At 44.6% G+C, this 19,970-nt stretch carries 15 protein-coding genes; 6 read left to right on the forward strand and 9 right to left on the reverse strand.

The annotated features are described in order from the left end of the window. Position 1: 1 nt before the first annotated feature. Entirely contained in the window at positions 2-1,459 is a 1,458-nt protein-coding gene (locus MSG35_RS05835; protein WP_248383328.1) for a TolC family protein, read from the reverse strand. Between the two features lie 215 nt (positions 1,460-1,674). Next, positions 1,675-1,902 (reverse strand): hypothetical protein, encoded by a 228-nt coding sequence (locus MSG35_RS05840; RefSeq protein WP_009846577.1) that lies wholly within the window; start codon positions 1,900-1,902, stop codon positions 1,675-1,677. A 616-nt stretch (positions 1,903-2,518) separates the two neighbouring features. Between MSG35_RS05840 and MSG35_RS05845 the strand changes: the two genes are divergently transcribed. The 5 genes from MSG35_RS05845 (at position 2,519) to gnd (ending at position 9,039) form a co-directional block, all read left to right on the forward strand. Beyond that, on the forward strand, positions 2,519-4,171 hold the full coding sequence (locus tag MSG35_RS05845) for a sensor histidine kinase (RefSeq protein ID WP_248383330.1): 1,653 nt from the start codon (positions 2,519-2,521) through the stop codon (positions 4,169-4,171). Positions 4,172-4,240: 69 nt separating this feature from the next. Beyond that, a complete protein-coding gene (locus tag MSG35_RS05850; protein WP_017063807.1) occupies positions 4,241-4,936 on the forward strand; it encodes a response regulator in 696 nt (231 codons plus the stop codon). Between the two features lie 410 nt (positions 4,937-5,346). Continuing rightward, complete coding sequence (gene zwf, locus MSG35_RS05855; protein ID WP_048606938.1) at positions 5,347-6,849, forward strand: glucose-6-phosphate dehydrogenase; 1,503 nt, start codon at positions 5,347-5,349, stop codon at positions 6,847-6,849. Further along, on the forward strand, positions 6,846-7,562 hold the full coding sequence (pgl, locus tag MSG35_RS05860; protein ID WP_048606936.1) for a 6-phosphogluconolactonase: 717 nt from the start codon (positions 6,846-6,848) through the stop codon (positions 7,560-7,562). The genes zwf and pgl overlap by 4 nt, the downstream gene beginning before the upstream one ends. Before the next feature lie 28 nt (positions 7,563-7,590). Continuing rightward, complete coding sequence (gene gnd / locus MSG35_RS05865; RefSeq protein WP_017059712.1) at positions 7,591-9,039, forward strand: decarboxylating NADP(+)-dependent phosphogluconate dehydrogenase; 1,449 nt, start codon at positions 7,591-7,593, stop codon at positions 9,037-9,039. A gap of 132 nt (positions 9,040-9,171) precedes the next feature. Here the strand turns inward: gnd and MSG35_RS05870 are convergent, their stop codons facing one another. Then, positions 9,172-10,320 (reverse strand): HD domain-containing phosphohydrolase, encoded by a 1,149-nt coding sequence (locus tag MSG35_RS05870; protein WP_338108218.1) that lies wholly within the window; start codon positions 10,318-10,320, stop codon positions 9,172-9,174. Between the two features lie 441 nt (positions 10,321-10,761). Between MSG35_RS05870 and MSG35_RS05875 the strand changes: the two genes are divergently transcribed. Beyond that, positions 10,762-11,175 (forward strand): VF530 family DNA-binding protein, encoded by a 414-nt coding sequence (locus MSG35_RS05875; RefSeq protein ID WP_010438513.1) that lies wholly within the window; start codon positions 10,762-10,764, stop codon positions 11,173-11,175. A gap of 117 nt (positions 11,176-11,292) precedes the next feature. Here the strand turns inward: MSG35_RS05875 and MSG35_RS05880 are convergent, their stop codons facing one another. The 6 genes from MSG35_RS05880 to MSG35_RS05905 form a co-directional block, all read right to left on the reverse strand. Next, positions 11,293-11,484, reverse strand: coding sequence for a hypothetical protein (locus MSG35_RS05880; protein ID WP_017059711.1), 192 nt, complete (start codon positions 11,482-11,484; stop codon positions 11,293-11,295). Between the two features lie 305 nt (positions 11,485-11,789). Continuing rightward, positions 11,790-12,548 carry a sulfite exporter TauE/SafE family protein gene (locus tag MSG35_RS05885; protein WP_248383331.1) on the reverse strand — a complete coding sequence of 253 codons (759 nt, stop codon included), beginning with the start codon at positions 12,546-12,548 and terminating at the stop codon, positions 11,790-11,792. A gap of 191 nt (positions 12,549-12,739) precedes the next feature. Next, complete coding sequence (locus MSG35_RS05890) at positions 12,740-14,260, reverse strand: tripartite tricarboxylate transporter permease (RefSeq protein WP_132968336.1); 1,521 nt, start codon at positions 14,258-14,260, stop codon at positions 12,740-12,742. Positions 14,261-14,270: 10 nt separating this feature from the next. After that, positions 14,271-14,771, reverse strand: a complete 501-nt coding sequence (locus tag MSG35_RS05895) for a tripartite tricarboxylate transporter TctB family protein (RefSeq protein WP_248383333.1) — start codon at positions 14,769-14,771, stop codon at positions 14,271-14,273. Between the two features lie 241 nt (positions 14,772-15,012). Then, a complete protein-coding gene (locus tag MSG35_RS05900) occupies positions 15,013-15,984 on the reverse strand; it encodes a tripartite tricarboxylate transporter substrate binding protein (protein WP_017055247.1) in 972 nt (323 codons plus the stop codon). A gap of 285 nt (positions 15,985-16,269) precedes the next feature. Beyond that, positions 16,270-19,965 (reverse strand): response regulator, encoded by a 3,696-nt coding sequence (locus MSG35_RS05905; RefSeq protein ID WP_248383335.1) that lies wholly within the window; start codon positions 19,963-19,965, stop codon positions 16,270-16,272. Positions 19,966-19,970 lie beyond the last annotated feature (5 nt).

Raw genomic sequence — 19,970 nt, forward strand, 5'->3', positions numbered from 1 at the left:
ATTATCCTTTTGACTGGCTATCGGTGTCTGTTTTTGAGTCGAAATCAGACGGAACAGAAGAGGTTAAGTAACTTGAGTAAGCATTCATCTCGCTAGTTAGCGCTAACAGCTTGTTGAGAGAGATTAGGTATTTGAATCGCGCAGCAGATTGCTGGGTTTTAATGCTCGCAAGATAAAGCTCGGCATCAACCACTTCTAATGAGTTAGATAACCCTTGTGTGAAGGCTTTTTTACGAAGTAATAGGTTTTCCTGAGCTAAAGACAAGCTCGAGTTTAGGCCTTGAACCTCTTCAATCGCTTGGTTTGCTTCAAGGTAAGTCTTTTGTACCAACACGGTTAAGTCTTGCTTGGCTTGTGACTTAAGGAATTGAACCTGTGATACGGCACTGTGAGCGGCGGCGACTTTGTCGGAACGGCCTGAAGTGTCAAGCAGTGGTACATTCACACCGATGCCAACCAGCCAATCGGGTTTCATTTCACTGGCTAGAGAGTCATCTTCATACAGGCTGTAATCACCATAAAGATAAACTTCTGGGTAGTATTTACCTTTCTCGGCCTTAATTAAGCTGCTTGCTTGTTTCTCTTTTGCATCAAGAATCTTAAGGCCGGGATAGGTCATGAGTGTTTGGTCAATGAACACGTCCATATGAGGCAGGTTCTTATTGATAAACAGTTGTTCAGAGGGTTCTACACTTTCACTTTGACCAAGGATCTGAGTCAGCGCCAATTGAGCAATTTTAAGATCGTTCTGAGCTTTCGCGCGTTCAACAATGGCTTTATCTAAGGAAGCATCGGCTTGTAGGCGTTCTACTCGGGCGATTTGTCCTTGCTGTTCAAGCTTGATGGCGAAATCTCGATGTTGAGTTAAGCCTGCTTCCACGGCTTGACGCGTTCTCACCACGTCTTCCGCTAAGATCACCGAGAAGTAATACTTACTTAAGTCTTCGTAACGAGCCTGTTTTTCCATTAGCAGTTGGCTTTGCGCTTCTTCGCTTTTACCTTCAGCCGCATTTTGCGCAGCGGTTATTCGACCACCAGTGAAGATAGGCCACACCGCGCGAATGGAAGAGCTAAAGATGTCTTGTTCGGTAATGGTAGAGGTGATGCCACCGAGAGATGAAGTTAACCCAGGTAACACGGCTCCAATACCAGACAAACCAGCTGGTACGCCGCTTAAGCTATCGGCAAACTGTTCACCATTAATCGTCACATCACTATCAAGGTGCGTGTAGTTAGCCCCTAAGGTAATAGAAGGAAGATTGAGGCTGCTTGTTGAGTTCTGAAGGTGTTGATAACGTTCAACGTTGGCTTGTTGAGCCGCAAGTGAGTTGTTGTTTTCTTGCAATATTTGCCACGCTTCAGAAAAAGTGAGCGGAGCTGCATAGCCTGGCGAAGCCATAGTGCCGAGAAGCATACTGGCGATCGCAAGGTATCGGAATTTTGGTTTGGTCATCTGCATTAAATACCAATTAGAGTATTAACTCTAATGTTAACAGGGCGATAGTCATTTGTCTTGAATAGATTGTCTCATATGAATAGAAATTCTCATAACTCGTTAATCAAGTGTAAATAAGATTGAGTGACGTGAATATCAAAGATAAATGAAACTTAAAAAGCACGCATAAGCGTGCTCTTTAAGTTCAGTATAGAAGTGTTTTTACAAAATGAAGTGGCTTATTTAAAGCTAGGACAATGGTGATCGGCGCGCCATACCAATTGTCTTGAACCTTGCATTGTTTGTAATAAATCTCTACCTGACATTTGCGGGAATGCTAACAATACCTTGAGATCGAGTGGGGAGGTGCCATCTTTCTCATAGGCTCTTACGTGAGTAAAAGTCGATTGTAAGTGTTTGAACAGCATAGTCTTAGTAAGACAAATTCCAAAGTTATCGCGTTTCATTGCCTTGTTTCCTTTTCAACAATGTTTATACGTTATGTTTGTTATCCTGTTTCTATTGGACGTTGCCACTGATCGATACTTCCTGCTCATCAATGCTTTATTATTGGTGCTGCTTGTATCAGTCACCTCTTCGTTGTCTGGCTAGCCGAGTTTGAAATAGCGATGGATGAATAGGGGAGAATACTTAATCCGTTTGTCCATCATTCGTAACGGCGAACGAGTAACTTTTACTTATCGATACGTCCAGTGAGTGAAGAGTTGTTGCCTTTCTGTTAATCGAAATTTCGATTTAAAGCGCGGTCTGAAAATCATGACCTATGGCTTAGCAACAATAAACTTCTTCATATGCAACCATTATAATTGTATTTATTTTGAACAACCTAAAAAACACCTAAAAGCTTAGTGATCTAGCTCAATATTTATTCGTTTATTTTGGTTTTTAAGCTAATCCGTTCTAAAAATGAACGATCAATCGAGATGAACAACGTAAAGGATTATCAATTAACAATCTGCTCAATTATTTAGTTGAGTAGCAGTCACAAATTCACGTCCCTAGAAAGGTCATGCGATTAACTTGGTGTTAACATCAATCGTCTAACACTAGGGACGGTGGAATATGAAATGGAGCAGTATCAGTTTCCGTAAAAGGTTACTGATTATCATGACGGTCACTGGCCTCGTTGAACTTTTGATTCTTGCAGCGGCTGGTTTTTACTACATCAAACAATCTCAAGAAGAAGAGATGGGTTTGAAAGCGTTAGGTGTTGCTGAATTTCTATCTGAATCGCCGCTTGTCACCAGCATTATTCAAGAAAATGGAACGTTGGACCCTAATGGCGTTCCCTACGTTCTGTCTGAAGAAACCCAAGTTAAGTTTCGTAACCTTACTCAGCTCATTGGCGCGGCGTTTATCGTTGTGGGAGATGATAAAGGTATCCGCCTGATTCACCCTTATGATGACAGGCTCGGTAAACCAATGCGTGGTGGCGATAACCAAAAAGCATTGGTATTGGGCGAGTCTTATGTGTCGACAGCCAAAGGATCGTTGGGTTTTTCAGTTCGTGGTAAATCCGCGGTAAAAGACACCCAAGGTACCGTTATTGGTGTGGTGTCAGTTGGTTACTTATTGGATTCTTTGCAAGATCGAATCGAACCTTACTTAGCCTTTTTGATTGTGATGGCGTTGCTGGTGGTTGCGGTCAACGCTTTGATTTCGAGTTATGTATCTCGCCGTTTTCAACGCGCTATTTTGGGCTTTGAGCCTGAAGAGATAGGCCGGTTGTATGTTGAGCTAGATGTAACCATGAGTACCGTGAAAGAGGGTATTCTGAGCATTGATAAGCACGGCATTTTACGTTCAATTAATAAGAGTGCCTGCGATATTTTATCGATAGACAGGGATAAAGCACTCAACCAACAGCGCCTTTCTGATGTATTGCCAGGCAGTGATTTAGAACAACTGCTATCAACGGGCGACACTGACCACGATGTTGAATTGTATTTGAACAATAAGCGAATTATTGCCAACCGCAGCCCGATTATAGTGGCTGGTGAGGTGGTCGGGGCGGTATCGAGTTTCCGATTACGCGATGAAATCAACGATTTAACAGACCAGCTCTCACAAACCAAAGAATATGCAGATCTACTGCGTTCACAAACCCATGAGCATCAAAACAAGCTCAACACCATTAGCGGCTTGATCCAGATGGGCGAGTTGGATTCAGTACAGCAACTGATTGGCCAAGAAACCGCGCACTATCAAAGCTTGATCGAGTTCTTGCGTGAAACCGTTAAAGACCCGCTCATTGCAGGTATGCTCCTTGGGAAGACGGAGCGCGCGCGAGAAATTGGTTTAGAGCTTAAAGTTGAAGAAGGCTCAAGGCTTGAAGCTCTGCCTAGCTGGTTAAACGCGGATGACGTTGTCACAATTCTTGGTAACCTGATTGATAACGCCTTTGACGCCACCATGACGGCGATTAAGCAAGAGGGTCAAATTGCGCCAGCGCGTCGGGTTATTGAAGTTTCAATCAGTGATTTTGGTAATGAAATTATCGTAGAAGTAGAAGACAAAGGGTGTGGTTTGCCGAAAGAGTTGGCAACCAAAGCACTTACCGAAAAAGGCGTATCGAGCAAAGCGAAGCAAAATCGTGGTGTGGGTTTGTATCTGATAAAGCAGTTGGCAGACCGATATCAAGGGCAGCTTGAAATGATCGACAACCACGATTTTGGCACGCGAATGACGGTTTATCTGCCAAAAGAAGAACAATAATAATTAAGCACGAAGCGATCTTGTGAAGATCATCGTGACGGAAAAAGCATGGTTAAAGGAAGAACATAAATGAACGCAATCACGAGAGTCATGGTCATTGAGGATGATATTGCGATTGCAGAGCTACACCATCGTTATTTAGAACAGATGGGTGGCTTTGACGTGGTCGGCATTGCCACCACACAGTCTGAAGCGCTGATGCAACTGGACATCTTAAAACCGGATTTGGTGTTATTGGATGTGTATCTGCCGGACGGTTGTGGGCTCGATATTCTTAATCACGTAAGAGGGAGCAATCAAGGCTGCGATGTTATCTTGATTACTGCTGCTCGAGATGTGGATACGCTGCAGCAAGCAATGCGTGGTGGAGTGGTCGATTATCTATTGAAACCAGTGATGTTCCCTCGCTTGGAAGCGGCACTGAAAAAGTATCAATCTCAACAGCAAGAGTTTGAAAGTGTGTCGGATTTGAATCAAGGTTTGGTTGATAAGATGCTGCAAGCCAATGCCAAAGCGGACTCTGGAAAAGTATCCACCTTACCCAAAGGCATTGATGGCGTAACGTTGGATAAGATCAGAGCCATTTTTCAGCAAGCTGATGCCGTTAATATTACCGCCGATGAAGCCGGAGAACGAATTGGTGCTAGCCGAACCACCGCTAGACGCTATTTAGAATTTTTGATTACCACTGGTGAGTTAGTCGCAGATTTAAATTACGGTACCGTAGGTCGCCCGGAGCGCTGCTACAACAAAGCGCAAAGATAAACACGACACCATCAAAATAAATATAAAGCCAGTTGAATAAGCTGGTTTTACCTTTTTCCCCCTTTCCTATTGCTCACTCCACCGACCAGATACCGTTCTTTCTTGACTACACTGTTTGAGAATGCCGATTTGCTTCTCCCTCGGGTCAAATGAACGGAACTATCGATTAGAATTTGTTCGAAATGAGTCAATATTTAATCGATTGCTTTCACAGTGGTTGATGTAAATCAAATAGTCATAGACAATACTGTCCCGAATAGAGGTGATAGCTTTCACCCTCGTTTACCAAACGCATTCTCAAATTTAATAGGCGCTTACTATTGATGTAATAGTTAAGACCTATTATCTATTTTCGTATGTCGCTGATACCTTTGGCGAATACTAAAAACCTTGTTTTTATAGGAAAGATGATGGTAATACCTGAAAACAGCAGCATCGTTATTTTTGGTGCGTCGGGAGATCTAACTTACCGCAAGTTAATTCCTGCTCTATACCACCTGTATGCTAGCAATCAACTACCAGAATCCTTTGCGATTCTTGGAGTGAGCCGTACTGAGTACAGCGATGAGTCTTACCGTGAGAAGCTGAAGAAGTCTCTTCAGGAAATGGAAAAAACTGAACCAGAGACGCTGAATGCATTTATTGAACATCTGCATTACCAAGCGATCAATACTTCAGATGTAGACGACTATGCTCGTTTAGCACAACGTCTAGACAAGCTTGAGCAAGACTACCAATTCGAAAACCATAACACACTGTTCTACTTGGCAACCCCGCCAAGCCTATACGGTGTGATTCCAGCAAACCTTGCTGCGCATGGCCTTAACGATGAATCGAACGGTTGGCGTCGTCTGATCATCGAAAAACCATTTGGTTACGACTTAGCATCAGCTCAAGCGTTGGATGAAGAGATCCATCATCACTTCCAAGAACACCAGATCTACCGTATCGACCATTACCTTGGTAAAGAGACGGTTCAAAACCTTCTAGTGCTTCGTTTCTCAAACGCGATGTTTGAACCACTGTGGAACCGTAACTTCATTGATTACGTTGAAATCACAGGTGCTGAGTTCCTTGGCGTTGAAGAGCGTGGCGGATACTACGACGGTTCTGGCGCAGTTCGCGACATGTTCCAAAACCACCTGCTGCAAGTGCTAGCGATGGTAGGTATGGAGCCGCCTGCGCAAATTAACGCTGATTCTATTCGTGATGAAGTGGTTAAAGTGCTTCAGTGTCTGAAACCATTAGAAGAAGATGATCTGCGTAAAGACTTAGTATTAGGTCAGTACACAGCATCAGATGTTCGTGGTCAGCACCTACTAGGTTACCGTGAAGAGCATGGTGTCGCAGACGACTCTCGTACTGAAACGTACATCGGCTTGAAAGCTCACATCAATAACTGGCGTTGGAATGGTGTTCCTTTCTACGTACGTACAGGTAAACGCTTACCAACACGTGTGACTGAAATCGTGATTCACTTTAAGAACACGCCACACCCAGTATTTGGTCAAGATGCACCAGAGAATAAGCTGATTATCCGTATCCAACCGGATGAAGGTATTCAGATGAGCTTTGGTTTGAAAGAGCCAGGCGCAGGCTTCAAAGCAAAAGAAGTGAAAATGAACTTCTCTTACTCTGACTTGCCTGAAACTCAGATGCTAACAGCTTATGAGCGTCTTCTTCTTGATGCACTGAACGGTGATGCGACTCTGTTTGCACGTACCGATGCGGTAGAAGCATGTTGGAAGTACGTTCAACCAATCTTAGACTTCAAGCAAGACCCTCAAGCACTGTTTGGCTATGCTTGTGGTACTTGGGGCCCACAGGAAGCAGATGAACTTCTGCAACGTGATGGCCGCGCATGGCGTTTCCCATGCAAAAACTTAACAGACACGGATTACTGCGAACTATGATCAATCACAAGATCTTTGCAACGCCTGAACTGGTTGTTGAAAACCTAGCAAATGAAATGAAAGCATACAGCGAGCAGGGCACACCTGTTCACATTTCACTGTCTGGTGGCAGCACGCCAAAAATGCTTTTCAAGCTTTTAGCACAGGCGCCTTACGCCGAAGGTATTCAATGGAATAACCTTCACTTCTGGTGGGGCGACGAACGTTGCGTTGCACCAGACGATGCTGAAAGCAACTTCGGTGAAGCGAATGCATTGTTGTTTACTCAAGTAAACCTTCCTGCTGAAAACATCCACCGCATCCGTGGTGAAGATGAACCAAAAGCAGAAGCAGAGCGTTTCGCAAAAGAGATGGCAGACGTAATCCCAACAGAAAACGGCACGCCTGTATTCGATTGGATTCTGCTTGGTGTTGGCGCAGACGGCCACACAGCTTCACTATTCCCGGGTGCAACCAACTACCAAGATGAGAACCTATCTGTATTAGCTTCTCACCCTGAGTCTGGTCAAATCCGTGTTTCTAAAACAGCGAAAGTTTTAGAAGCAGCAAAACGAATCAGCTACCTAGTACTGGGTGCAGGTAAAGTTGAGATCGTTAAAGAAATTCATACAACTCCTGCTTCAGAACTGCCTTACCCGGCAGCGAAAATCCAGTCTAAAACTGGCGAAACAGAGTGGTTCCTAGATTCAAATGCAGCAAGTGCTATCGCTTAAGTGCGAATAGCCGCAAGGAGATAAAATAATGAAAGGTGATATCGGTGTAATTGGCCTAGCAGTAATGGGTCAGAACCTTATCCTAAACATGAACGACCACGGCTTCAAAGTTGTGGCTCATAACCGTACTGCTGCTAAAGTAGACGAGTTCCTAGAAGGCCCAGCTAAAGGTACTAACATTGTTGGTGCTTACTCTCTAGAAGAGCTAGTTGAGAAGCTAGAAGCGCCACGTAAAGTGATGCTTATGGTTCGTGCTGGTGACGTTGTAGACACGTTCATCGAAAACCTAATCCCACTTCTAGACGAAGGCGACATCATCATTGATGGTGGTAACACTAACTACCCAGACACTAACCGTCGTGTAGCGCATTGTCGTGAGAAAGGCATCCACTTCATCGGTACTGGTGTATCTGGTGGTGAAGAAGGTGCTCGTTTCGGTCCTTCAATCATGCCAGGCGGCGCGGCTGAAGCTTGGGAAGCGGTTAAGCCAATCTTCCAAGGTATCTCTGCAAAAACTGACGCTGGTGAGCCTTGTTGTGACTGGGTTGGTAACGACGGTGCTGGTCACTTCGTTAAGATGGTACATAACGGCATCGAATACGGTGACATGCAGCTTATCACTGAAGCTTACCAGTTCATGAAAGATGGCCTAGGTATGTCTGCTGACGAGATGCAAGCAGTATTCGCTGACTGGAACAAGACTGAGCTAGACAGCTACCTAGTTGAAATCACTGCTGACATCCTTGGCTACAAAGATGAAGACGGTGAAGCGCTAGTTGAGAAGATCCTAGACACTGCAGGCCAAAAAGGTACGGGTAAGTGGACGGGTATCAACGCACTAGACCTAGGTATCCCGCTAACTCTAATCTCTGAGTCTGTATTCTCTCGTTGCCTGTCTGCTCTTAAAGACCAACGTGTTGAAGCTGAAGCTTTGTTTGAGAAGACAATCACTCCAGTTGAAGGCGACAAGCAAGAGTGGGTTGATGCATTACGTCAAGCTCTACTGGCTTCTAAGATCATTTCTTACGCTCAAGGTTTCATGCTAATGCGTGAAGCGTCGAACGAAAACGGCTGGGACCTAAACTACGGTAACGTAGCGCTAATGTGGCGTGGTGGTTGTATCATCCGTTCTGCATTCCTAGGCAACATCCGTGATGCGTACGAAGCAAACCCAGACATCGCGTTCCTAGGTTCTGACGAGTACTTCAAAAACATCCTACAAGGCAGCCTAGTGGCATGGCGTAAAGTAGCAGCGAAATCTCTAGAGTCTGGTATCCCAATGCCATGTACGATTTCTGCGCTATCTTTCCTAGACGGTTACACAACTGCACGTCTACCAGCGAACCTGCTTCAAGCTCAACGTGACTACTTCGGTGCTCACACTTACGAGCGTACTGACCGTCCACGTGGTGAATTCTTCCACACAAACTGGACTGGTACAGGCGGCGACACTGCTTCTACAACTTACGACGTATAATCGTTAGTTAGAATCAGTTAAGAACCTTGTTGTTCTTATCAGCTGTAGACTAGAAAACAAAAGGATGCCGATTGGCATCCTTTTTTGTTGGTTCTGCAAGAGAGTCACGTAAAGTAAATTTAATACAACCCGTTAAGCGAGCGCAGCTTGTGGACTTTGCACATCACTGTATTGCTCTCGTATCGACATGAAGTAATCAAGGTTTTGCTTCAGCGCAGACACACACTCAGGGTCAAACATCAGCCCAGTATGCGCTTCAATGTAGTCCATTACCTTAGATGCTGACCATGCGTGTTTGTAAGCTCGTTTACTCAGTAAAGCATCGAACACATCCGCTAGTGTGACAATTCTTGCCTCCAGTGGAATCGCTTCTCCAATGAGCGCATCTGGCAATCCCGAGCCATCAAACCGTTCATGATGGTGACGTACAATATTCTTGATGAACTGAACTTCTTCGCTACACATTGAGCTGTGGTGGGAAAGGGCAACCACGTCATCAATCATCTCTTCGCCATATATCGTGTGATTGTTCATGATGTTTCTTTCTTCTTCCGAAAAACGCTCAGTACTGAAGAGCACTTTGTCTGGGATTCGGTACTTACCAATATCGTGAAACGGGGCATACAAGCGAATACGGTGAACGAATTGGTGGGTAATCTCATTGTTACTATGCGAAAGCGTACGTGCCAGCTGCTCGCTGTATTTTCCCATGCGAATCAGGTGCTCTTTGGTTTCAGGATCACGTGCGTGCCCCATGTTTAGGGCGATTGCTAATGAGGACTGAAAATGTCGCTGACGTTCGAAGAGTTGCACAAACAGGTTCGAAATAGCTTGAGTGAGGTACGCGATGTCGCTTTGTATTGTCTGTTTAGCAAAAAAGTCAGTGCATGATGCGTTGATGAAAACGAACCCAAGGTTACTCTCTTGGTAGTGGATTGGAGTGGTGTAGCTACTTTGGTGACCAAGCTCGAGTAGATGAGAGATTTGCTTAGTCGGATTCATCAAAGAGAGGTCATCAACAATTCTTGTTTCCAATGATTCAGCCAGACGACTCAAAGCAGAGTTGGGTTTGATCTCCTGTTCGATGTAGTGATGCTTGGCGTTTTGGCACAGTGAGTCTGAAACAAAATAATTCGATGCTTTATTTTCACTGCATAGCACCACGGATAGCCGAGATAATATGGGGTAGTGTTCACGAGCTAGCTGGAAGAGATCATCGACTATGGCGACGATGTCTTTGTCTTGGGCCGCTGCTCTACTGAAATGGGAGTAGTCAAACATGTGGCAAGCCAACCTTTAATTATAATTATGTCATTGTTTAATCGGGTTTTTTACCGTTTCGATATTCAATAAAACCATAGCACTGTGTTATTAAAATGTAATACTGCGTACTGAAAAACTTTAATGTCATCACTAAATATATGGTTTTTGCATACGGTTACCGTAGGTTTTGTTAAGTTGAACCAGTTTCATAACCTTTGGGGTGAAGGTTTGTTTGCAGAATGTGCTTAGACTATATAGCGAGCTAACGTAGGGTGTTAAGTGACCAATTCGAAATTAATTTTAAAGATAAATAGGATAACGAGTATGCTTTATGCCATCATAAAGGCATAAATAAGGGCAATGGATGTAATGCCCAAGTGATTGAGCTAGAAATGGTCAGTGATGACGGTGTTCTAGAGTAAATTCAAGGCCTTTAGTTGCCTTGAAAAAGGTAATGTTATGACTGAAGAAGAAAGAATCGAACTGCAACAAAATAACCCGCTACACGGCTTAAAGCTTGAAACCATGATCACTGAATTAGTGGATCATTATGGTTGGGAAATTTTAGATGCGGCAATGCGTATGAACTGCTTTAACACTAAGCCTACAGTGGCAAGCGCAGTTAAATACCTGAAGAAAACCGAATGGGCTCGTGAGAAGGTTGAAAACTTCTACCTTTACCGTTTCAAGCGCATGCCTAAAGCATCTGACATCGAATACCAGATGCCTCCGCGTTCACGTACATTCCGCCATGGGCTAGAGCCTCGTGAGCCAATGGAACTAACGGTTGAGTCTATCCACGCTTCTCAAGCTAAAGCTGCGTCTGCATTTAAAGAGCGCCGCGGCGGTAACGGTCGTAACTTCCGTCGTTAATAAGAAGGCGTCGTTAAATAAGGCGTCGGCGATTAGTACGCCTAATTAGATAAGCGAAAAACACAAAAGGAGCCTATGAGCTCCTTTTTTAATTCGTACGATTTAAACCGTAAATGGCTAAGCTTCGCGGTTCTTTCTTTGATTCTTCCAAAGATCGGTGACATAAACGATCGCACTGACCAGTAAGAATAGCGCTGACACAGAAAACAGAGCGGGCATTTTTAGAATCCACGCGAATGTGGCAGCAAGAAAAGCGACAAAGCAAATGAGTCGACTTGATGACATGACATGACCGAGTTTAGTGTTCATAACGCCTCCTAATGAAGTCTCACTTTCGACAGAAGAATTATCCCACCTTTGGCAAAATAAAGGCTAAAAAACAGTCTAAATTGTTATCAAATTTGCTAATTGAAGGACTCGTCTCACACATTTTGGTCTGGCTATTTTATAAGCAATAAAATAGCGGGATCGGTATGAGAAGGGTGGAGCCTTTTGGCTTTATCTTTCCAGTTGCAAGCCTTATTGACCGAATGTCTAGTTAGCTTAAAACCGAGTTGGCACAGAGCTTATTTAACATAGAATCTAGTTGGTATAGAACCTACTTAGTATAAAACCTAGCTAGCATAGAAAAAGTAAGCGGTGATCAAAAAGCTCGCGATGATCACTGTGGTTCGAACATAGTGTTGAGGGATGCGGCGAGAGATTTTTGCTGAATAATAACCACCAACCAATGTACCCAATAATACAGCTATGCCAGACGGCCAATCAATCGAACCATTGACGATGAAAAACACGATCGCTGCGAGGGAAGCACACGCGGACACGAGCAGTTTGATGCCATTCATCACGTTGATGTTGGTGTAACCAGCCAGCGCCAAATAGCTCAATGTCACGATGCCCAAACCTGCATTAAAATACCCACCGTAGATACAGACAATCAAAAGCAATAAAGCGGAAAAGAATGCGCCTGCGCTGGTGGCGTGCTTATGTTTTGCTGTAGCTTGTTTAAGCCATTTATTGAGCGTGCCGCCAAACGTGAATAGCAAAGCAGCAAACAGCAACAGCCAAGGAACGGATTGAGTGAACAGAGCTTCTGGTGTGTGAAGTAGCAAGAAAGCCCCGATACCACCGCCAATGACACATAAAGCTATAGTCAGTTTTAGCTGCTTAGTACCAGATTGAATTTCGTGGCGCAGAGCGTAGGCTCCGCTAATGTACCCAGCACACGAAGCAAAGGTATTGGTCGCGTTGGCTGCTATTGGTGGAACCCCAGCAAACAATAGAGCAGGGAAGGTGATGAAGCTACCGCCACCCGCAATGGAGTTAAGCACACCGCCAATCACCCCTGATAAGAACAGAATCAACCAATCCATAGTTTAGAATCCAATACGTTAACTAACTGGTTACCTTACTTGAATTTGCTATGAATATCAGCGCGATGTGTGTTGTAAAGATAGGTTTGTGAGTTTGCTACCATCTTTAACCGCTGGTTTGAATTGAGGCTCTAAATGAAAAAAGGAGCCAATGGCTCCTTTCGTTGAGGTTTAGTTGATTCGGTAAAGCTTTACACTTCTACTGGCTTCGCTCTAAAACTCTTAAATAGTTTCACTAGAATCGGGCTAGACAGCACCAGTACCGCCAGAATAGTGAAGGTCATCGTAATAGGGCGTTCCCATAAGAAGTTCAGCTCACCATCACTGATCATCAATGCTCGTCTTAAGTTTTCTTCCATCAAGCCACCTAAGATAAAGCCAAGCAATAACGGGGCGAGTGGGAAGTTGGCAAGCCTTAATGCTATTGCTGCCATCGCCACTAATAACATCACAAATACGTCCATCGTGTTAAAAGAGACTAAGTACACGCCAGTGATTGAGAAAAAGATGATCATTGGTAGTAGTACTGTTCTTGGTACCGCTAGCAACTTAGATATGTAAGGAATAAGCGGTAGGTTCAAGATAACCAGTACGATGTTGCCAAAGTACATAGAGATAATCACCGACCAGAATACGTCTGGGTGTTCAACGAACAGGCGCGGACCCGGTTGAATACCGTAAGCGATTAACGCCCCCAGCATGATTGCGGTAGTACCAGAGCCCGGAATACCCAGCGTCAGTAGCGGAACGAATGAACCACTTGATGCTGCGTTGTTTGCTGATTCTGGAGCAACAAGACCGCGAATACTGCCTTTACCGAACTCTTTCTGTTTGTCTTTAGGTGCAAGGCTACGCTCCATGCCGTAACTTAAGAAAGCAGCGATGGTTGCGCCAGCACCCGGAAGTACGCCAGTAAAGAAGCCAAGAATCGAAGAACGAATTGAAACCGGAGCAACCTCTTTGATCTCTTCTTTGGTCACTTTCATGCTGCCGATATCAGACATCTTTTTGCTTTCTTCAGCACTGTTGTCTTGCTCAGGCTTAAGAATGCCCATTAAGGTTTCACCCAGTGCGAACGTCGCCATAGCCAACAATAGGAAGCTGAAGCCATCCATTAGATCTGTTAGGCCGAATGTGAAACGTTCAACACCAACGCCTTTGTCGATACCTACCGTTGAAAGCATCAAGCCTAAGATAGTCATCATCCATGCCTTGATAACCTGTCCTGGGCCTGCAAATGCCGCTACAGCTGATAAACCTAGTAGCATCAGTGCAAAGTAGTCAGAAGACTGGAAGCTCAGTGACACGCTTGCTAGAGCGGGCGCAGCGATCAAAAGCATAATTGCTGAAAGCGTACCGCCAGTAAAAGAAGAGTAAGCTGCTAGGGCTAATGCTTTACCTGCTTGGCCTTTTTGTGCCATTGGGTAGCCGTCGAATGCCGTTACTACAGTAGAAGAGCAGCCTGGAGCGTTGATTAGGATTGATGACGTTGAACCACCAAATACCGCACCGTAGTAAACACCGGCCATCAAAATAAGACCCGACGATGGGTCTAGGCCGTAAGTGATAGGGATCATCAGAGCAATGGCTGAGATTGGACCTAGTCCCGGCAGCATCCCGATGAAGGTACCTACGAAACAGCCCACGATTACCATCATGATGTTCATTGGCATCACAGCGGTCGAAAGTCCTTGTAAAATTCCGTCTAACATAATGTCATCCCTACCAAAGAGTGAAAATTAAACCAGGCTCTAGGTAGATATCTAAGCCTTGAGTTAAAAGAAGAAAGAACGCGATAACGAAAGGGAACGACGCGCCAAATAAAACCGCTTTACGACGCTCACCCAGTAGGTAAAAGCCTGCAAGTAAGAAGAAGCTGGTTGCTAAAACAAAGCCAAGATAAGTCAGCCCAACACCGTACAGTGCCATTAACACCAAGAAGCCAATCAGCAGTTTCCAGTTCAGCGGTGTTGTGTCACATGTGACTTTCTTATCTGGTTGTCCTGTTATCAGCAGGATCAACGAAAGACCAATGCCGATAAACGTCAACAGGGTAGGTAAGGTTCTTGCTGTGAAGGGTTCGTACTCGTCACCGGGGAACAGAGGAATCAGCGTGGTTTGGTAGCCGTAGCACAAGCACGCCAGCAGAAAGATCATGGCTCCGATGCGATCCTTCGAAAGCAAAGATTCCTTACTCAGAAATTTGGTTGGTAAGTCCGACATATCCAACTCCATTTGGGGTGGTATAAAAAGTAAAAAAGCCGTACATGAGCGAGTTAATGAAGAATGTCTGGGATCACTAACAAAGGTGAGCGAATTACATGACTTGGTTAAGCCACTTGCCTCTACAACGAATCAGCAAGCTTTAGCAATACACTACGAATAAACAAAGGAGTTTTAGTTAACTCATGTACGGCGAAACAGGAAAGAGTAAGAGGGCACAAAGACCCTCTCTGGTTGTTGGTTATTTCAAGAAACCAAGCTCACGCATTAGATCGCCCATCTGTTTTTCTTGGTCTTCTAGGAAGGCGTAAAAATCTTTGTCAGCTTTGTAGTTGTCGATCCAACCGTTACGGTCACGAACCACTTGCCACTCATCGGTTTTGTACATTTTGCCAAGAGCTTCGTTCCACTCGTCGATTTTTGCTTGGCTTGTGCCCGGTGCCGCGAAGAAACCACGCCAGTTAGCAAATACTGTCTCGTTGCCGTACTCAGTCAGTGTTGGGATGTTAGGTGCAGCGTCAAGACGCTTTGGAGCCGTCACAGCAAGCACTTTTACTTGGCCAGATTTAGACATTTCTAGTACTTCACCAAGGCCAGTTGAAAGCAGCTGTGTTTCGCCAGAAAGCAGTGCCGCCATCGCTTTACCGCCAGCATCGTAGGCAATGTAACGCACTTTCTTCGCATCAAAACCTTCGCCTTTGAACGCTGCCGCTACCACAAGGTGGTCCATGCTGCCACGAGCGGAACCGCCAGCAATCTTAACTTTACGTGGGTTAGTTTCGAACTCTTTAACGACGTCTTCCCAAGTGTTGTACTTAGAATCCGCAGACGCGACGATTGCACCGTAATCGGCAATAGTTGCTGCTACCGGAGTTAGGTCACGGAAAGATTGAGGGAAGATACCTGTTAGTGAGCGAACAACGATAGGCGTTGAGTTCACCATTAGCGTGTCTTCTTGGCGTTGTGCCGTTTCGATTAGGTGAGCAATCGCTTTACCGCCACCGCCACCAGACAGGTTTTGGAAAGAGACATTTTCTACGATGTCTGATTTCACCAATACATCACCAGTACCACGAGCTGTCATATCCCAACCACCACCAGCGCCGCCAGGGATTAGGAAGTGGATTTTTTCTACGTCAGCAGCAAAAGTGTTGAAAGAAAAGGTTGCTGCGATGATAGAAGCCGCAAGAGTAGGTTTCAGTGCCTTGAACATGGTTCACGTTCCTTATGTAGGGGATCTCTTCAATGGAGAGAAACTTATGTTTTATTTCCAGCTACTAAACAGATGAGTAGGATATTGCTTAGCAGATGAAGCTAAAGTTAACAGTGTGTTAACGAAATGTCTGTAATGCGGCGATATTGAGAATAAAGAACATTGGATTAATATTGTTCATAAAGTTCACGGTGACGTGTTGTGCGAAGGCCAAAAAAGAGAGCCATGTCAGGCTCTCTATAAAATTTGGAATGTTTGTAAAGAATGCCTTTATTTATCAGACGGTTAATTAGATAAGGTCGATCCTTTCAAGATCTCAGTTGCCTTGTCAAAATCAAACTCTTCCAACGAAACTTCCAGTCGCTTGAATTCTGAAGGGGATAACCCAATCTTGGCGCCATCTTCAATGTTAAGAATTATGGTGAGTGCATCGGTGTCATCATTAGCCGTCGCCTCCAATAATTGGCGGTAGAGTTGCTGATCAGTCGTCGATTGTTGCTGCTGTTCAGAGCTCTCTTCCGACTTGGTAGAATTGGTCGCTACTGAATCTTTCGATACTTCAATTTGAGACAAGGCTTGGCTTATTGATTTGCTTAGTTTAAGCGATGTGTCGATCACACTGTCTTTCAAATCGGTATCATCTGGCTGTGCTTCTAGGTTTTCACACAACGTGTGCAGTTGTTTCGCCCCTAAATTGCCAGCCACCCCTTTCAGTGTGTGAAGATAGCGTGGTGCGCTGCCGCCTGTTAGCTCGCTTTCAAGCTTATCTTTGTCAGAGTAGGCCTCGACAAATCGATGCAATAGCTTGCTATACAGTTGGTGATTATTGTTGGCTCTGATTAAGCCAAGCGTAATGTCTAGACCTTCAACTTTGGAAAGCGCTTCATTAAAGGCACTGTTGTCTTCTGACTCGTTAGAGCTAGAGTTCACTGATTCTGCTTGATGTGATATTGGATCAATAAACGCAGTAGGACGGGAAGGTGATACCCAATTCGCAAGAGTGGCAAACATGGAACCGACATCGATAGGTTTAGCAATAATGTCACTCATACCACAACTGAGCGCCTTTTCCTTGTCTCGCTCCATGACATTGGCTGTCATCGCGATGATCGGTATATCTTGATCGTTGATCTGCTGACGGATGTACTCTGTTGCTTCATAGCCGTCCATTACTGGCATTTGGCAATCCATCAAAATACCATCGAACGGTTGTCCGTCTGCAATGGCTTGTTGGTAAAGCTCAATCGCGAGCTTGCCATTTTCGGCTACCGAAACCTGAATATTCTGTCCTTCTAATAGCTCAGTCGCAAGTTCTTGGTTGATCTCATTGTCTTCAACTAAGAGTAGCTTGGCTCCGGTTAGTTGCTGAACGTTGGCTAACTGAGTTTGTTGCTCAAGTTCGCTGCGTGAGACACGGTCTGAATCGAGCCCATAGAGTGAGACAATAGAGTCATAAAGATGAGAGGAGGTGATTGGCTTATCTAGAATGCTAGGCACTTCAAAGCCTCTTTGTTCAATCGCTTCAGCAAGCTCTTCTCGGTCGTAAGCGGTCAACATCATGATCTTAGGCATTGCGTTTAGCTGCTGCTCATTATTGAGCTCTGCGAGTAAGTCTACGCCGTCTCTCTTAGGCATCTTCCAGTCGGAGATAACCAAATCAAATGGTTTGTTCTGAGCGTCAGCGGTATGTAACTCAACAAGAGCGTCATCGACCGATGAACTTAGTGTTGGTGTTAGCTTCAACGACTCTAGAATGTCACCCATGATCAAGCGTGCGCTGGAGTTGTCATCGACGACTAATACTTTCAAGTCGTTAATCGATGCAGGCACCACCACACGATGCTGCTGGATAGAATGACTGACGCGAGTGGCAATCGTAAATGAAAAGGTTGAACCTTTACCAAGCTCCGTTGAGACATGAATATCGCCGCCCATCAGTTGGCTTAGTTCTTTACTAATGGCGAGGCCCAAGCCCGTACCACCGTATTTTCGTGTGGTTGAGCTATCAGCCTGAGTGAACTTGTTGAATAACTTGGCGGCTTGCTCTTGTGTCATACCAATCCCACTGTCTGAGACGGCAAAGTTCAACTTGATGTCATCGCCTTCTCTTTCAGCAACTGAGATAGCGATTTTCACTTCGCCTTTCTCTGTGAATTTGACAGCATTGTTACTTAGGTTAATCAATATTTGCCCAATTCTTAACGGATCCCCAATCAGGTTAGTCGGCACGTCTCTGTCGACTTGAATGAGCAGCTCTAGGTCGCGTTCTGAGGCTCGTAAGCCAACCAAGTTAGTAATATTGTCGAGTACATTCTCAAGTTGGAAGTCCACTTTCTCAATATCGAGTTTACCAGCTTCAATTTTCGAGAAATCGAGAATGTCATTGATTAGGCCGAGTAGGGTATCGGAAGAGAGCTTCACTTTATGGATGTAGTTACGCTGCGCCTTGGTTAAATCGGTTTTTAATGCCAGATAACTCATACCAATGATGGCATTCATTGGGGTACGAATTTCGTGGCTCATGTTAGCGAGGAAGTCAGATTTTGCTTGGTTTGCGGCATCGGCTTCATCCCTTGCTGCGGCTAGACTGTGTGCGAAAGTTTCTAAAGCAGAATGCGCTTTGTTAGCGAGCAAGCCCATCAACAAAATAATCACAAAGAAAATCATCCCACCGATGGCTAAATGGAACGTCACGCTAGAAGAGTCTTTTACATTGACGCTTTCTGAAAGGTGACGTTGAGAGACGAAATCTCGAAATTCTAAGAAGCTCTCATCCATTGCAGTGAGTAGTTGGTGACCTCGCATCTGTGAACCGACTAACTCCATAAATTGCGATTCATAAATGCTGATATGCTCGTCAAAGGCAGTAATTTTTACGTTTGGTGCATATAAAGTAATAAGTCGTTGTGCATTGCTAGATTTGGATTGCATCTCATTAATCACATGCGACACTTTGTCGGCAATGAGCTTCTGTTCCTTTGAATTTGCGAGCAGAAAATCTCGGTTGAATCGATTTGAACGACTTAGTAGCGTGCGAATCGCCAATAGGTCTTGCCCTATGAGCAATTGGGAAGAGAGTTCTTCTTGAGATTGAGAAACGAGATGACTCAGTTCCGTGACTTGGCTCTGCTTGGTTTGATAGAGCAAGCTAACTGAGCGTGAGAATTCAGAGCCACTTAGGGTGACTTGATTGATAAGGGATGCTCTTAACTTTTTCGAAGATGCTGGTATGCCTTGCAGCTGAACTAAGTTGGTGTAATAGCGATTTTTTGCCTTATCTACAACCTCTAACAGTTGTTGTCCTTTGTCATCCAAAATCTGCTCTTGCAACTCTGAAATGAGCTGTGAAGCCTTTTGCATCTCAAGTTTGACTAACGAGTGAGTCTTTAGGTCGCCATCGAGTAAATACTCTTTTTCAAGATTTTGGATGTTAACGGCGAGAGTGGCAAGTTGACTGGTTTTTAGTGCGACGTTGGTCAGTTCTTCGCTGTTTAGTCGTAGACCGCGAATTTTCTGATTGTTTTGATTGATCGCTTGATTGTGTAGATCCCTCATCTCTCGTAATAAGTCTGTTGCGGCATTGGAGCGCTCGTCCATAAGCGTTCGAGTTGATTGGTTCAACTCAACAATGTCGACATATTGCTTGAATTGAACTAAATATTCCGTGAGTAAATTGATAGGAAGGGACGTTGCATACTGGTCGGCGTAATCATTTGCTAGAACCTCGGTTTGTTCTGCTTCTTGATCAAAGCTAGAGATGACTTGTTCGCTGTAGTCGTTACTAAAAGACAACTCATAAACGCGAAGCTTATCGAGTGAGGTCAATAAGCGAGTACTGGAAGCGTATTGTTCAACGCCGATGAAGCGATCGTTGAGATTGATCCAAGCACCTACCGCGACAGAAAACACCACGATGGCTGCGACCAGAAAGGAGGTTAAGATTAATTTCGAATCAGTAGCAAATCTTGAAACAGTATTCATAAAGT

The organism is Vibrio sp. 1CM23M (assembly GCF_023161755.1).
GTDB lineage: Bacteria > Pseudomonadota > Gammaproteobacteria > Enterobacterales > Vibrionaceae > Vibrio > Vibrio coralliirubri.